Origin of the sequence: Sulfurimonas sediminis (assembly GCF_014905115.1) — a bacterium.
Lineage (GTDB): Bacteria > Campylobacterota > Campylobacteria > Campylobacterales > Sulfurimonadaceae > Sulfurimonas > Sulfurimonas sediminis.
The window spans coordinates 409254-424964 of the sequence record NZ_CP041235.1 but is presented as its reverse complement, the minus strand read 5'-3'; the positions used below and the strand labels follow the sequence as shown (position 1 = coordinate 424964).

General features: G+C 37.6%; 14 protein-coding genes. 2 read left to right on the top strand and 12 right to left on the bottom strand.

Going from position 1 to position 15711, the window contains the following annotated elements; translation table 11 throughout:
- The first annotated feature begins 34 nt into the window (after positions 1-34).
- Complete coding sequence (locus FJR45_RS02395) at positions 35-727, top strand: L,D-transpeptidase family protein (protein WP_193151182.1); 693 nt, start codon at positions 35-37, stop codon at positions 725-727.
- Between the two features lie 2 nt (positions 728-729).
- Here the strand turns inward: FJR45_RS02395 and argS are convergent, their stop codons facing one another.
- The 9 genes from argS to rpsB form a co-directional block, all read right to left on the bottom strand.
- The gene (gene argS, locus FJR45_RS02390) at positions 730-2325 is read right to left on the bottom strand and encodes an arginine--tRNA ligase (protein ID WP_193151181.1); all 1596 of its coding nucleotides are present in this window, start codon (positions 2323-2325) and stop codon (positions 730-732) included.
- A 3-nt stretch (positions 2326-2328) separates the two neighbouring features.
- Complete coding sequence (locus FJR45_RS02385; RefSeq protein ID WP_193151180.1) at positions 2329-2559, bottom strand: Sec-independent protein translocase subunit TatA/TatB; 231 nt, start codon at positions 2557-2559, stop codon at positions 2329-2331.
- 87 nt (positions 2560-2646) lie between these two features.
- Entirely contained in the window at positions 2647-3267 is a 621-nt protein-coding gene (gene gmk / locus FJR45_RS02380) for a guanylate kinase (protein WP_193151179.1), read from the bottom strand.
- Complete coding sequence (locus tag FJR45_RS02375) at positions 3264-4565, bottom strand: hypothetical protein (protein ID WP_193151178.1); 1302 nt, start codon at positions 4563-4565, stop codon at positions 3264-3266. The genes gmk and FJR45_RS02375 overlap by 4 nt, the downstream gene beginning before the upstream one ends.
- Positions 4566-4636: 71 nt before the next feature.
- A complete protein-coding gene (gene fliR, locus FJR45_RS02370; RefSeq protein WP_193151177.1) occupies positions 4637-5401 on the bottom strand; it encodes a flagellar biosynthetic protein FliR in 765 nt (254 codons plus the stop codon).
- Between the two features lie 10 nt (positions 5402-5411).
- Entirely contained in the window at positions 5412-6056 is a 645-nt protein-coding gene (locus tag FJR45_RS02365) for an ABC transporter ATP-binding protein (RefSeq protein WP_193151176.1), read from the bottom strand.
- A 29-nt stretch (positions 6057-6085) separates the two neighbouring features.
- Positions 6086-7291, bottom strand: coding sequence for an NAD(P)/FAD-dependent oxidoreductase (locus FJR45_RS02360; RefSeq protein ID WP_193151175.1), 1206 nt, complete (start codon positions 7289-7291; stop codon positions 6086-6088).
- An 84-nt stretch (positions 7292-7375) separates the two neighbouring features.
- On the bottom strand, positions 7376-8428 hold the full coding sequence (tsf, locus tag FJR45_RS02355; RefSeq protein ID WP_193151174.1) for a translation elongation factor Ts: 1053 nt from the start codon (positions 8426-8428) through the stop codon (positions 7376-7378).
- A gap of 2 nt (positions 8429-8430) precedes the next feature.
- Positions 8431-9222 carry a 30S ribosomal protein S2 gene (rpsB, locus tag FJR45_RS02350; RefSeq protein ID WP_193151173.1) on the bottom strand — a complete coding sequence of 264 codons (792 nt, stop codon included), beginning with the start codon at positions 9220-9222 and terminating at the stop codon, positions 8431-8433.
- Between the two features lie 302 nt (positions 9223-9524).
- Between rpsB and FJR45_RS02345 the strand changes: the two genes are divergently transcribed.
- Positions 9525-11081: a DUF3373 family protein gene (locus FJR45_RS02345; protein WP_193151172.1), complete on the top strand. Its 1557-nt coding sequence runs from the start codon at positions 9525-9527 to the stop codon at positions 11079-11081.
- Here FJR45_RS02345 and FJR45_RS02340 read toward each other — a convergent pair.
- Genes FJR45_RS02340 through FJR45_RS02330 form a run of 3 tightly spaced genes read right to left on the bottom strand, consistent with a single transcriptional unit; the run spans position 11078 to position 15651 of the window.
- Positions 11078-13012 carry an EAL domain-containing protein gene (locus FJR45_RS02340; protein ID WP_193151171.1) on the bottom strand — a complete coding sequence of 645 codons (1935 nt, stop codon included), beginning with the start codon at positions 13010-13012 and terminating at the stop codon, positions 11078-11080. The two genes, FJR45_RS02345 and FJR45_RS02340, sit on opposite strands and share 4 nt — an antisense overlap.
- 44 nt (positions 13013-13056) lie before the next feature.
- Positions 13057-13602, bottom strand: a complete 546-nt coding sequence (locus FJR45_RS02335) for a hypothetical protein (protein WP_193151170.1) — start codon at positions 13600-13602, stop codon at positions 13057-13059.
- The gene (locus FJR45_RS02330; protein WP_226966458.1) at positions 13603-15651 is read right to left on the bottom strand and encodes a TonB-dependent receptor; all 2049 of its coding nucleotides are present in this window, start codon (positions 15649-15651) and stop codon (positions 13603-13605) included.
- Positions 15652-15711 lie beyond the last annotated feature (60 nt).

The following is a 15711-nucleotide window of genomic DNA, read 5'->3' as shown; positions in this document are numbered from 1 at the left end:
TTGACATCGTATAATAGTAATAGTACCATACTTTATGATAAAAAGTTTCTTAATTACAGCAAGTTTATCAATTTTCTTGTTTTCTTCCCAGCAAATAGTGCTCGTTGTTGCCAATGATATGAACAGCTCATCAGCAAAACTCGAATGTTATGAGGGTTCAAACAGAGTTTTTCAGACGATGAGAGTCAATTTGGGGAAAAACGGATTAGGCTGGGGTGTAGAAAGTGAAGCGTTTCAAAAAAAGCCTGATGAAGCGTTGAAATATGAGGGTGACAAAAAAGCACCCGCAGGGATTTTCAAACTTACAGACATTTTTGGTTATTCCCCAAAAGGCAAATATGCTCTGCCTTATCTTTATGCAGACACAAACCTGATATGTGTTGATGATACAGATGCAAACTTTTACAATCAAATCATTATGGCAAACGGAGATGAAAAAAGTTTTGAATATATGAGACGCAAGGATAATCAGTATAAGCTGGGTATAGTCGTTGGCTATAACAAACAGGCGCGCAAAGGAAGAGGTTCCTGTATTTTTATACACATACAACGCGCTCCAAACACTCCGACAGTAGGCTGTACCTCAATGAGTGAAAAAGATATAAAAAAGATTCTCAACTGGCTTGATAAAAAGAAAAATCCTGTTCTCGTGCAGATTCCAAAGAAGTCTGCCAAAGAGGTATTACAACTCTATCCGCAGCTCAAAAACTCAAAACTGCTCAAATAAAACTATGCCTCTTCTTTGGACATTTTATCTTTGGCTGCAATACCCATCAGTGAAAGTCCTGTTTTTATACTCAAGGCAACCATCAGCATAAGCTTTAAAAGCTTTGCCTCATCTTCTGTACCAATCATTCGCACATCATAATAAAACTTATGCAAAGAAGCTGCAAGTGACTTTAGATAATCAGTTAATTTCTGCACCTGTCTTGTGTTAAAAGCATCTTCAATGATTTCAGGCAGTAAAAGTGCATCAAACAACAGTGTATCTGCATTTTCTCCAAGGTTTTTCAAACTTGCATTTGCAATATCCTCTTTGGACACAGTTGCTTTAGAGAGCAGTGTCTGAATGCGTGCATGTGCATATTGAATATAAAATATAGGATTCGAGCTGTCCTGTTTTTTAAACTCTGCCAAATCAAATTCGAGTGCGGTATCGCTCTTTTTTGATGCAAAAATAAAACGCAGAGCATCTGCACCTATCTCTTCGACTATATCACTCATAAGTATGACATTGCCGGCACGTTTACTCATTTTATAGGGCTCGCCGTCTTTTAAAAGACTTACCATCTGCGAAAGCAGTACCTCAAGTTTGTTTGAATCATACCCTAAATACTCAATGGCCGCTTTCACACGGGCAATGTATCCGTGGTGATCCGCTCCCCAGATATTGATATAATGATCATACCCGCGTTCAAATTTTTGATTGTGATATACTATATCGCCGGCAAGATAAGTCGGGCGACCGTCTTCACGAACAACAACTCTGTCTTTTTCATCACCTTTAGCCTCTGAAGCTATCCAGAGTTTGCCATCTTTTTCATAAATGCCATCGCCCATTTTCTGCATCACTCTGCCCCAGTCAGCATACAAAGTTGATTCATACACAAAAGTGTCAAAGAAAATATTCAAATCACCCAAATCTTTGACAATGATTTTCATCACTTCATCTTTTGCCCAAAGCGCCAACTCTTTTTGCCGGGATGCATCATAAAAAATTTCTCTGCCGAATTTTTCCATTGCATCACGGGCAAGTGCATCCAGATACTCTCCGCGGTAATAACTCTCAGGATACTCTACCGTTTCATCCAAAAGATGATCTCTTGCATAAAGCTGAATAGAAAGCCCAAGCAGATCAATCTGGTTGCCGGCATCATTTACATAATATTCGGCTGTTATATCATATCCGAGATGTTTTGCCAAACGGTACAGAGTATCGCCGTAAACAGCACCTCTTGCATGTCCGATATGCAGCGGTCCGGTTGGATTTGCACTGACAAATTCTAAAAGTATTTTTTGGTTTTTTTCTTGTTTTGCAAACTCTGCAGGATTCTCTAAAGCCCAGGAAGCATACTCAGCCAAAAAATCTTCACTTAAACGAAAATTCAGATAGCCTTTGACAGCCTCTACTTTGGAAAAGACTTCACTCTCTTCAAAAGATGAAGCCAGTTCATCCGCAATGACCATCGGAGATTTTCTGAGTTCTTTTGCCAAAGAAAATGCTATAGGAGTAGCAAAATGACCAAAGGAACGGTCACGTGGCTTTTCTAAAACAACTTCACGACCTATTTTTTCGCGTAATAACGCCGATACACGTTGTTTCAATGTTTAGGCTTGTGTTGTAGATTTTGGAGTTGATTCAGCAGAAGCTACTTCATCACTTTTTTCAACTTTTTTCGGTGTTTCAACTTCTACTTCATCAACCTCTTTCATTTCTGCTTTGAAGTTTTTGATTCCTTTTCCGAGACCTTTTGCTAAATCAGGTATCTTTTTTGCTCCAAATAATAAAACGATAATTCCGAAGATTATCAGTAGTTCAGTTCCACTAGGCATTCCCATATTTTTTCCTTGTTATAAATTATGTTGTGAAGTATAACTCACATTTGCTGTAAATTCTCTTATCACTATATATTATGTTTTGAAGTTTTACAAATCTTCCCATTTCTGGACAAATTTGTTAATCTCTTCATTTGATTTTTTAAATCTTGCAACCGTTGCAATAAGACGCAGTTTTTCGGCAGCAGCATCCAAATCATCATTTATCAAAAGATATTCATACTCAGAGACTCTCTGAATTTCGCGTCTGGCCATTTGAATCCTGCGTTCTATCACCTCTAGTGCATCTGTCTGTCTGTTTTGCAGTCTTCTTTTCAATTCACTCAGCGTCGGTGGCGTAATAAAAACAGAAGTTGTAATATCTCCGAGTCGACTGTTAATTGCACTGTTTCCCTGCACATCTATGTCAAAAATAACCAGTTTTCCTTCAGAGAGCGCTTTTTTAACCGGTTTGAGTGAAGTTCCGTAGTAATTCCCATGTACAACGGCATACTCTAAAAACTGATCTTCTTCTATCTCTTTTTTAAACTCTTCTTCATCCACAAAATAATAATCTACACCATCAACTTCTCCCTCCCGCATAGGTCGTGTTGTTGTAGATATGGAAAAATAACATTCACCGATATCATCGATAATTTTATGAATTAAAGAACTTTTCCCCGCCCCGCTTGGACCGGAAAGAACCAAAACTGCTCCATGAATAGCACTCATGAGTTGTCACCCAATGTAATATTTATACTGATTTTCATTCCTTTCATAGATGCTGCAACATCTTTGTCACTGAGGGCCTCAAGAAGTTTTTTCAGTGCTTCAACTCCACTGTTTTGTTCTTCATTCTCTTCTTCTATTTCTTCTGTCTCTTCTTCTGTCTCTTCTCCCAGAGCCTCTTTTAAATCTTTACTTGTCAAACTTTCCAGAGGATCAATCTCATTTTTTGCTATTTGAAGCAGAGTGTCTTCATCCAGTTCGCTCTCTAAATCTTCTTGTGTCAGATTTTCAACAGCATTTTGAATTTCTTCTTCCAGGCTTGCATCTTCTGCCTCTTGTGGTATCTCTAAATCATCTACAGGGTCACGCGAAATATCAACATCTGCTTCATCTTCCAAATCCAGTGCCAGATCTACTGCCATGTCACCCTCCTGGGCATTGAGTTCATCTGTGACAATTTCGTCTATTTCATCTTCCAGTTCTTCTACTGTTGCTGTTTCGAGTTCTTGCAGTTCTTCCTCTTCAAGTGCTTCAGTTTCCTCTTCCAAATCAAAACTCTCTTCTTCTGAAATATCAACATCTGCTTCATCTTCCAGGTCCAGTGCCATGTCATAAGCTTCCAGGAGATCCTCTTCATCTTCGGCAGATGACTCTTCTGTTGTCTCCTCTTGCTCCGGCGCCTCTTCATCCAAAGATTCATCCAGTAAAAACTCTTCTTCATTCAATCCCATCTCATCCAGCTCCAGGCTCTCAAGGTCATTTTGCACTTCCTCATCAAAAGAGAGCTCTTCTTCATTTTCATCAAGCAGATCTTTTACCTTCTGTGCCTCTTCATCATCCAGTACGCTTTCACCGAAATCTTCTTCATCATCATCCAAAATCAACTCATCATCCAATTCCAAATCATCATTCAGCGTATCTAAATCACCCAAATCATCTAATTCTTCTGTTTCTTCAACCGGCATCTCATCTGCTTCTTTTTTGATTTCTTTTTCCAGCATCATAAAAAGTTCTACCAAATCAGTCGGTAAAAAAGGTTTTTTCAGTGTTGACGAGAAAGATGCAACTTCTTTGGCATCTTTTGCACATATAAAAAGTGATTTCTTGTATTTTATTTTTGTCTCTAATTCATGCAGCAAATCATCAGTGTAAACACTGTCATCAACAATAAGCAAATCATAATCATGTGACGAAATCCCCTCAATACCAGAGGCTGTTTCTACTTCATCAGAAGTTTTTTGTGCACTGAGTGTCACTAATTTATTTACAACGGGATTATCATTTAAAAGCAGTATTTTCACGCATATTCCTTTGGATGATTTCTTGAGCGTATTTCAAAAATCTCTATGAACACTATTGTATCAAAAAAAAACTAAAAAAGTATTTCCAGAGAGTTAAATGCTTCTTGAATTTCTCCTTTGAGTATCAGCATGATTGCAGTAAATGTTGCTATCAGTACGACAAATGCCACCATGATTTTTATAGGAAACCCGATAACCAGAAGATTAAACTGCGGCATTGTTTTCATGAGCATTCCAAATATGACATCAGCCAGCCATGAAAGAGCAATTACAGGAAAAGCAATAATAAAACCCACCAAAAACATGTTTGATGTCGCATGCATAATGTAGTGAAACAGATCTTTACTCATCATAAAACCGCCTAGAGGCACTGTTTTTAAAGAGTGGTCGACAAAAAGCAGCATCCAGTGATGCAGATTAAGCACAAGCAAAATCATTAAGCCCATTAGAGAAAGAAACTGCGAAATTATAGGCATAGAAATACCCGACTGCGGATCAATAGCACTTGCCATCGAAAAGCCCATCATAAAAGATATTTGCCCTCCTGCAAAAGTAATGACATTATAGGCAAGCTGCAATACAACTCCTACTGACAGACCCAGCAAAAGTTCACCCAGTACAGCGATGATAACACTAGGGACATCAATACTTATATGCAGAGGAGGCATAGAAGAGTAAAAAACGACTGTAAAGAAAAAAGCCATGGTTGCTTTGATATTCATCGGAATATTTTGATGATTAAAAATAGGCACAGCAATAAACAATCCGGCAAAACGAAAAAAAAGCAAAAGAAAAGCTACAACATTCGTTTCGTTAAGTATCTGTGTCCATCCCACTATTTTGACCTTATTTAATTGGTTTCAATGCTTTGTCTTCAAGTTTATAGACGCGTTTACACATGTTGGCCAGATTATTGTCATGTGTTACAAGTATCATACCGGCATCATTCTCCTGACAATAATCAAAAAAAAGTTTCATTACTTCCGCAGCCGTTTTATTGTCAAGATTTCCTGTCGGCTCATCGGCAAATATTATGGAAGGTTTTTTGGTTAAAACCCTTGCTATAGAGACACGCTGTTGCTGTCCGCCTGAGAGTTCTGTAACTTTTTGGTGCATGCACTGCTCGATTTCCAAATCTTTGATTAAACTGTTGTCTATCTCTTTTTGTGAAAGAATTTGGGCAACTTCAAGGTTTTCATAGGCGGTAAAGCCTTTAAAAAGATAATGGGATTGAAAAACTATACCGAGCTTGTTTCGTTTTATAAGCGTCAGCTCTTTTTTACTCATAGAGGCTGTCTCTTTTCCAAAAAGCGTAACAGTTCCCTTGTCCGGTTTCAAAAGAGTAGACAAAAGATGTAGCAATGTAGACTTTCCGCTCCCGCTCATCCCGATAATAGCAATACTTTCATTACTTTCAAGTGAGAGCGAAACGTCAGAAAAAAGCTCATATTCAAATGAGTGTGATAAATTTTTGGCAGATAATAGATTCATAAGGCTATTATATTCTACTCTTGCTTATTTTAAGCATTAAAAATTTTATCACAGCCTTTTTTTGAACGCCTGTCCAACTTTATAAAATAGACTTTTTCAATAAGTTTTTTCATAATAAATGCCACAAATCCGCTGATATATATATTGGAAATTTTTCCTACTGCATACCTGCGTCCCAGGGCAATCAGCATACCGCGTGAACGGATATCATGTGCTTTGAGCTTTTTGTTTGTGCCCATACGCATAATATTTTCACTGCACAGCTCTGCCATCTGCTCAGCAACATCCGCTGTAGGCGCTATTAATTCACCTTTATTATACAAAGTGGCACAGTCACCTATGGCAAAAACCTCTTTTTTTGAACCTGCCTGCAGATACTCATTGATATTTAAAAAACCCCTTTCGTTTTTCGGTAAGTCAAGTTTATAGATGAGTCCGTTTGGCTCAATTCCTCCGGCAAAAATCATAAAATCCATAGGTATAGTTTCTCCGTTGCTCAGTGTAACACTCTCTTGTGTCAAAGAGATTACTCTTGCCTCTGATTTTATAACGACTTCAAGATCCAACAATCTTTTGTGAGACTTTTCAACCAAAAAATCATCCAAACCTTTGAGTATCTGCTTTGATGAACTGACAAGGACTATGTTTAGTTTTCTGCATAAAAAATTATTTTCACAATAAAACTCTTTTGCATATGATGCCATCTGTGCGGCTATTTCAACACCGCTCAGTCCTGCACCGGCAACCACAATACTCAAAGCCTTACATGTAACACCGCTCTCCTGTACTTTTTTAAACAGTGACATTTCAAACTTTTGTTTAAAATACATCGCACGATGCAAGGCCTTGACTCCGTGTGCATACTCTTTGAGACCCTGGATACTTTTAACAAACTTTGTCCGTGCACCCACAGCTATAATAAGATAAACATAAGAAAACCGTTGTGTATCAGTAATGACTTTTTTATTTTCAAAGTCAATATTTTCGACTTCTTGTTTGTAGAAACTGACATTTCCTTCAAATCCACTGCAGTAGGTAAAAAGATCGACGCTCACTTTTGCAAAATCTTTTTCATTTGCAATAAGCTCATAAACATCTGTCTGCATAAAGTGATAGGCATTCTTGTCTAAGAGCGTAATTTGGTTGTTTTTGTCTTTTGCAAGATTTTCAACAGCCCGAAGCCCGCCATAACCGCCGCCTATAACAATGATTTTATTATAATTATTTATACTCATGCAAAAAGTATAGCATAAAATTTAAAAAGAGAGTGGTTTTTTAAAAAAGAGGTCTGTGTAAAGGGAATGAGTCAAGCCAAAGGCTTAGCTCATTTGTGCTGCAACTTCTGCTGCGAAGTCGTCTTCTTTTTTCTCAATTCCTTCACCTACTTCAAGGCGAATAAATTCAGTAATTTCGGCAGTACCGCCACATGCTTTTGCTGCTTTTTCAACTGCCTGTGCCACAGTTAATTTGTCATCCAAAACATATTGCTGGTCTAAAAGTGCCTGTTCCTGATCAAGCAGTGTATTGTCTAAAATAAAACGGGCAATTTTACCAGGAATGATTTTGTCTAAAATCTTCTCAGGTTTTCCCTCTGCAAGCAATTCTGCTTTGATGTCAGCCTCAGCCTGTTTCATCACTTCATCAGTGAGTTGCATCATAGAGATGTATTTTGGTACATTTTTCAGAGGCTTTCCGAGTCTTTTGAGCTCTTCATTCTCTTTTTTCAGTGCCTCAATACGACCCTGTGTTTCACTTGCAACATACTCAGGATCAAAATCTTTATAGCTGAGTGTTGTCGGTTTCATAGCCGATGCATGCATAGCAATTTGCTTCAATGTATCTTTCATACACTCCGCAGTCTTTTCACTGTCACATTTTGCTTTTACAATAACAGCTATACGGCTGTTTGAGTGGATATATGCATTTAATGCCTCATCCGGTGCAGCTGTCAGTGTACCAAAACGGCGTACTTCGATTTTTTCACCGATTTTCGTGACAGTTTCTGTAAACTTGGCACCGAATTCACTTGCCATAAGCGCATCAACATCAGCAGGCTGATTGTTATATACCTCTTCTGCCGTATCTTTTACAAGATTTTGGAATCCTTCGTTTTGTGCAACGAAATCTGTTTCAGAATTTACTTCAACAACAGAAGCTTTCGAGTTGTCATCAGCCATTTTAAGTCCAACAAGACCTTCAGCCGCAACTCTGTCAGCTTTTTTCGCTGCTTTTGCAATTCCTCTCTCTTTTAAAAGCTCTTTTGCTTTTTCCATATCGCCGTCAGCTTCAACTAAAACTTTTTTACAATCCATCATCGGTGCGTCTGTTGCCTGACGCAACTCTTTTACCATTGCTGCTGTAACTGCTGCCATAATTATGCTTCCTCTGTAGTTTTTACTGCCGCTTCTTCAGTCGCCGGAGCCTCTTCAGTCGCTGCTTCTTCGGTTGCCGGAGTTTCTTCAGTCTGCTCTTCCTCTACCGGTGCATCGCGAAGTGCTTTTCCTTCATTGATAGCTGCTGTCATTTCACGACAAAAAAGCTGAATAGAACGGATAGCATCATCATTACCAGGAATAGGATATGTGATAAGATCCGGATCACAGTTTGTGTCAAGTGGTGCTACAATTGGAATATTTAGACATCTTGCTTCCAAAACTGCAATATGCTCTTTTACCGCATCAACAACAAAAAGCATATCAGGAAGTTTTTTCATGTTTTTGATACCACCGAAATACTGCTCAAGTTTGTCTTTTTTACGAGAAAGCATTAATGCTTCTTTTTTCGTCAAAAGATCAATCTGTCCGTTTTCCTGCATTTGTGTAATCACATCAAGTTTACGAATAGACTTTTGAATAGTCGGGAAGTTTGTAAGCATACCACCCAACCATCTGTTGTCTACATACGGCATACCACAAGCGATAGCTGCTTCTCTTACAGAATTACGTGCCTGTTTTTTTGTACCGACAAAAAGAATTGTTTTTCCTTCAGCTGCCGCATCCATAACGATAGTATATGTGTTACGGAAATAACGCAAAGTTTTTTGTAAATCTATAATATAGATATTTTTACGAACACCAAAGATGTATTTTTTCATTTTTGGGTTCCAACGACGTGTTTGGTGTCCGAAGTGTACACCACATTCTAAAAGGTCTTTCATAGTTACCATAGGGTATCCTTAAAGGTTTTGTTTCAAACCAGAAATTTGTCAGTTAGCTTTGGTAATGTCGAACAATTATCCGTTAAAAAACGGGTTGCACTGACTTTTGACACATACCTGTTAATATTTTCTCTTACATGTAAAAGAAAAATCCGCGAATTATACTAAAACTTTATTTAAAGCCAGCTTTTTTAAAAAGATGCCATTTTTCGTTTGCATAATAAATATTTATATATATCTGCACTTGTTTAAAAGTAAATTTATCTTAAACAATGTATAGTATCACAGAAACAACACAAAAAAGGGACGAAATGAAGAAACCTCTACTGCTTTCTTTAGCAACTATTGCTATTTTAGGAACAACGAATGTAAATGCCGAATCAATGTATGACAGATTTCAAGCAATGGAACTTGAAATGCAAAAAATGAAAAAAGAGCTTGATGCCCTTAAAGCACAAGACCATGCTTCAATGATGCAAAAAGAAGATGCTGACGAGGAGGAATCGGCTGATGATACCGAGGCAACAGCTTCATCAGATGAAGAAGATGACGAAGATGATGATGAAATGACGGTAGAAGAGCAGCTTGAAGAAATTCAGGACTCCATCTCTAACCTTAACAGAAACACAAACGGAAATCACATAAAATTCAATGTTGATTACAGATTTGCCGTTGACAATCTCCAGTACAAAATGGCAGACGGCAGTACACAAAAGAACAATGCTTTTATGACAAATAGACTCTGGTTAAATATGAACTGGGCGGCTACAAAACACCTGAGTTTTACAGGACAACTTGCATACAACAAAGCATTTGGTGCAAGAAGCGGTGTTACTCCTGCAAATGGCTCTTTTGAAACATTTGACTGGATCGCCAATGAAAATGCTTACGATGATACACTCAGAGTACGTTCTGCATACTTTTTCTATAAAAACGACACCTTTATGGGCAGTGATATTCCGTGGACATTCAGTGTAGGACGCCGTCCTTCAACAAACGGGCATCTTGTCAACCTGAGAGATGATGATCATGCCGCTTCACCTATGGGGCATACTATCAATGTTGAGTTTGACGGCTTGAGTTCCAAGTTTAATTTGGAAAATGTTACCGGTATTGACGGAATGTATGTCAAATTTTGTGCCGGTCGCGGTATGAGCAATGCCGCTCCAAGATTTAACACAGCACCGTACGCCGATACAACCTCCAATGCCTCTATAGATCTGGTCGGACTCATCTTTACTCCCTGGAGTGACGGACAGTACAGTATCAACTCGCAATACTATTATGCAGGAAATTTAATTGATGTAAACACAGGAACTGGTGGTTTTGATACTGTCGGCAATATACACTCCTTTACAGCAAACTTTGTCGCAAACGGAATAGGCGACGGAATCAACGACTTTTTGGATGATACCGTATTTTTTGTCAGTGGTGCTGTGAGTATTACAGATCCGGACAAGGGACAGAGTATGCTGGGAAGCAAAATTGATGAAAGTGTCAAAGGATATTCCTATTGGATTGGTCTGCAGTACCCATCACTTATCAGCGAAGAGGGAAGATGGGGACTAGAATTTAATCACGGCTCGAAATACTGGAGAAGTATTACCTATGCGGAAGACACAAATATCGGTTCAAAACTCGCAGCACGCGGTAATGCCTACGAAGCATACTTTACCGAACCTTTGATAGAAGACATCCTCTCTTTACAAATCCGATATACCTATATAGACTATAATTATGCCGGAAGCAACGGTTTCTTTGGAAGCACTTCAGGAAATTCGGTAGAAATATCTTCAACAATGGCAGGTGCTGCTAATTATGTGGATAAAGCACAGGATATCCGTTTTTACTTACGCTACAGATATTAATCTAAAATCTCTTTATCTGGTTCACCCAGATAAAATCCCTGTACCCGTTCAATATCAAGCGATTTGACTATTTCAAACACCGCTTGATTATGAACAAACTCTGCTACAATTACCAAGTTTAACTTCTTCGCAAAATCCACAACTGTCTCAACAACTATTTGAGCATTTACATCTGTTTCAAGATTTTTGATAAGACTGCCGTCAATTTTAATGTAATCAACATCAAGCTTGAGCATATGCTCAAAATTGGAATACCCCGCGCCAAAATCGTCTATGGAAATTTTGCAGCCCAATGCTTTCATCTTGTGTATAAAAGCTGAAACCTCTTCATAATTTTCAATCCCTTCCGTTTCAAGAATTTCAAAAACTATTTTTTTGCTGACACCGTATTTTTTAACGGTTTTTTGAATATAGTGCACCATCTCTGCATCAAGAATGTCATTAATAGAAAGATTGACCGAAAATGATGTATCTCTGTGTTGAAAATATTGACAGCTTTTACTCAGCATAATCTTTGTTAACTGCGGATAAAGTTTACTTTTTTGGGCAATGTCTAAAAACCTGTAAGGACTGACAACTGAGCCGTCTGTCTCTATCAGGCGAATGAGGCACTCATAACTCACCGCTTTTTTCGTCCGGGTATCAAAGATAGGCTGAAAAAAAGGCACTATTCTCTCTTCTTTTATGGCAGCTTTTAGTTTTTTCACCCACTCCATATTTTCTTGATATTTTCTCTCTATTTTAAGTTTCTCATCATACAGCAAAAAATATTTTTTCTGCTCTTTGGCAACCTTAAGAGCAATATCTGCTTTTTCCAGCATCTCATTGGGCTGTAAAGTTCCACCCATTGTCACACGGATATAAATCTCGTTTTCTTCATAATGAAAGACCATCTGTTCAATCTCTTTTGACAGACTGTTGACAATTCGCATAAAAGTCCTGTGAGAAGGCCTTGCTCTGAAGCACAGAGCAAATTCATCTCCTGAGAGTCGTGTGACACTGATATTTTGTTCCTCTTCGACAAAAGCCTGCAGTTTTTTTGCAAATTCTATGAGAACATAATCCCCTGCAATCTGTCCGTAGAAATCATTTATCTCTTTAAAATCATCTATATTTAAAATCAGCAATGCCCCGTCATTATCCAGATGTTCTATATTGTAAAAAAGCTTTTTTCTGTTGGGCAGCTGTGTCAGATCATCTATAAAGAGCTGTCTTTTCAACTCTACTGTTTTCTTTTCAACTTCTCTTGCCAGATAGGCATTGATATCTTTTTGTTTTCTTGCATAGTCAAATACTCTCTCCTGCATCTCATTTAATGCAGAAACTATAAGAGAAATTTCATTCTTCTCTTGTATCGGTTCTATCTTTAATTTTTTCTCCGGTGTAAAACCATGAAGTATATTGGCAATTTTTCGCAAAGGTTTGAGTAAATTTTCTATATAAGCACCAAGAAATATAAATATCAAGAAAAGAATCACAAGCATTTTGAGAAGCAAATGTGTATACTGTTGTGTAAGCTGTTCATAATTGTGATTTGAATAGTTTAAAACAATTGTTCCTATTTTCTTCCTGGAATTTGGCTTAAGAATATCCCACTTCAGGACAAAAAGGCTTTCATAATGATTTTTAGATTTCTTTTCATACAGCAGTTTGCCTTTTTGAAAAATCTGCACAGAAAGAATTTCTTTATTCTGCATTAACTGTTCTAATTTCGCATCTATTTGTCTTTCTATGCCAAGATACATATCTACCGCTATTAAAGGTTCTATTGTTTTTAAGATGAGGGTTGCTTTTTGGAGTTCCATATTATAAAAGGCGTGTTTGTTTATTTTTTCAAATGCAAAAAAAATCCCCCCAATTGTGATAAATGAGGTAATGACAATGGAACTCATAATTCTGAATGAGAGCGATTTGAATTTTTTTTCTTTCATTATACAATACCTGTTTTTGATTATATTTTAGCATAACTACAATATTAAAAATTATCTTTGTCCAAAAACTTTACCATTTGATATAAAAAAGAGACAAAATCAACATCATCTCTCAGATTCTCTTTGTTAAGATAAATCATGGTTGATTTTTCTATCAGCAAGGAGAGCAGCAGCCCCTCTTTTAGATTTTCTATATCATAAGAAAAGGTGATGACGCCCCTTTTTCTGGCAATTTTTGCAACCTTGGCAATATTTTCCTTGGAAGATTTCAGAACATAAAACGCTGACGCAGGTGTTTTCATATCAAGATGTGCAAAATCAACTGTCTTCACTTCATACGGGTATTTATCAAAATGTCCTTTAAATTTATTGTCTATATACTGCTTTACATGTAAGGCTGTACCATAATCACTTTCATCACACACAATGGTATATACAAGTCTGTTTTTTATAAGTTTTGTTTCTATTTTTTTATCAAGCAACATGATTTTTGGAAAAATCGATGCCTGTGCTTTGAGTAACAACTCATCATAACTGTATCCAAAAAGCAGAGGAACAAATAAGAAATATAAAAGTAACAAGCGCATCATCTAAAACCTCTTCTTAAAGGTAATTAAAAATGTTCTGCGTTCCTGCGCATAGTCATTTACATATGTATTTGGAGAAGAGGGGTATCGCACATCTGTATCAAAAAGGTTTTTCACACTGACATTCAAGATATAACCATACTGAATATTTTTATAATTCACTGCAGTATCGAGTGTCATATAAGCCTTTAGCTTTGGACGCAGATCTGTCTCGATCCTCTCTTTTGAACTGACATACTTTGCTGTTGCACTCAAAGCCAAAGCAGGATCTATATTATAAATATAAAATCCTTTTGCCAGATGATGGGAAACATTCGGCAGGTTATGGCTGTGGCTGCTGCCATCCATCCTGTAGTTGCCGTCTGTATAGGTATAATTTGCATACACTTTGTCATTAGGCAGGATATGCCCCCTGAACTCAAGTTCTATTCCGTAAATATCTGTCTTGGCACTGTTTTTATAGACAGGATCCGCAACAGAATTGTATATCTGATCTTTGTTGACAAGATAAAAAAGATTCGCCTGCAAATAGGCATCATTGGAAAAGTTTCTGATGTATGCCAGTTCATACGATGTTACTTTTTCCGGCTTTAAGTCTGTGTTGCCTACTCTTGCACTGTTGTTTTTTGTAAACATCTCCTGCCAGGACGGATTTCTATGGGAGTTGCTGTAGATAGCTTTAAATATGTTTTTGAAATCTTTATGATAAACAAAAGAAACTCTTGGCTCAAACCCTGCATCTTCATAAGAGGTCTGTTCATAATTTATACCGTATAAGATGCTTAGCTTAGTGTTAACATTGTATTCATCTCCCAAAAAGAGCGTATAAACATCCCGTGAAGCATCTTTATCAAAAAACGGCCGTGTAAGCGTATAATCTACCAAAGTTGCATCACCCGTAGCAAGATTGGAGAGTTTCGAACTCATTGCAATTGTTTTCTCCTGTCTTGCTTTGTAGCCTATTGTAATGGTATGTTTTGCAACTCCGCTGTATTTTACATATGTAGACTGATACAAAACTCTCTGCTTTGCATAATGCTCTCCGTAAATACCCTCAGGAAATACTACACTGCCTAAAACTAAATTATCAGGTGCCAGTTTTGCTTTTGAATCAAAGGCATCGTATTTTACTCCTGCTTTTATGTCCAGTTTAAAATGGTGTGTCTTTTTCATATACCCCAGTTCAGCATAGTAACTCGGCAGTTTCATTCTGTCACTCTCTTGAGGCAGTGCAAGGTTGATCCCGTAGGCGCTTCCCTGTTTATGTTGCAGTATACGGCTTTTGAGTCTAAACTCTTTGTACCGTACATCCAGTCCGAGAGAATATTCATCAAGCCATAAGGGAGCCTCACCTGACTGGGACAAAGCTATGTTTGCCGGACCCAATGCACCTTGAGAGAGTCCGTCCGGGCCGGAGGATATATTTTTATTGTCTTTTTGGTAATAAAAATCTATATGTGTCTTAAAGTCTTTGCTTTTAAAGTTTTTTACAAAACCGCCCATTCTGTAATCATACGAACCATATTTAAATACAACTTTGTCATTTGATTCAAATTCTTCAAAATCTTCCGCATAGGTTACAACATTAACGGATCCGGCATAGGCATTAATCCCGTCTACTTTACTCCCTGGCCCTCTGATAACCTCTATGCGTTTTATCATCTCTATCGGCATGGAAAAATACTCGGAATAAGAATCAAAGAAAAGATTGTTTACCAACACACCGTCTATGAGCAGTTTGGACTGTCCGTAGGCAAAAGGATTGGAACCTCTGAAAATCGGTGTCTGGTTATTAAAATTATCAGTAGCCATATCTACGCCCGGAACAAGTAACAATGCCTCTTTGAGGTTAGAGACACCCAACTTTTCCAACTCTTTTGCTTCAAAGACAGAGATAATATAGGGTTGGTAATGTTCATTTTGTTTTGTCTGCGTAGCAATTTCATTAAACTGCTTCATATCTGTCATAATGGAAGAGAGCAAATCTTCTGCCCGCAGTTGCAGCACTGCCAAACAGACAAATAAAAAAAGTCTTATGCTACAACATTTCACTACATTTCCTCCACACCATTACTGTCATGACATTTCCACATTCTTGTTTAATATTATACC

Excerpts from the sequence above, each read along its gene's own strand:
- FJR45_RS02335 (WP_193151170.1), bottom strand. The coding sequence starts at position 13,602 with ATGATGCGCTTGTTACTTTTATATTTCTTATTTGTTCCTCTGCTTTTT.
- gmk (WP_193151179.1), bottom strand. The coding sequence starts at position 3,267 with ATGAGTGCTATTCATGGAGCAGTTTTGGTTCTTTCCGGTCCAAGCGGG.
- FJR45_RS02345 (WP_193151172.1), top strand. The coding sequence starts at position 9,525 with ATGAAGAAACCTCTACTGCTTTCTTTAGCAACTATTGCTATTTTAGGA.
- FJR45_RS02360 (WP_193151175.1), bottom strand. The coding sequence starts at position 7,291 with ATGAGTATAAATAATTATAATAAAATCATTGTTATAGGCGGCGGTTAT.
- tsf (WP_193151174.1), bottom strand. The coding sequence starts at position 8,428 with ATGGCAGCAGTTACAGCAGCAATGGTAAAAGAGTTGCGTCAGGCAACA.
- FJR45_RS02340 (WP_193151171.1), bottom strand. The coding sequence starts at position 13,012 with ATGAAAGAAAAAAAATTCAAATCGCTCTCATTCAGAATTATGAGTTCC.
- FJR45_RS02385 (WP_193151180.1), bottom strand. The coding sequence starts at position 2,559 with ATGGGAATGCCTAGTGGAACTGAACTACTGATAATCTTCGGAATTATC.
- FJR45_RS02395 (WP_193151182.1), top strand. The coding sequence starts at position 35 with ATGATAAAAAGTTTCTTAATTACAGCAAGTTTATCAATTTTCTTGTTT.
- rpsB (WP_193151173.1), bottom strand. The coding sequence starts at position 9,222 with ATGGTAACTATGAAAGACCTTTTAGAATGTGGTGTACACTTCGGACAC.
- FJR45_RS02365 (WP_193151176.1), bottom strand. The coding sequence starts at position 6,056 with ATGAATCTATTATCTGCCAAAAATTTATCACACTCATTTGAATATGAG.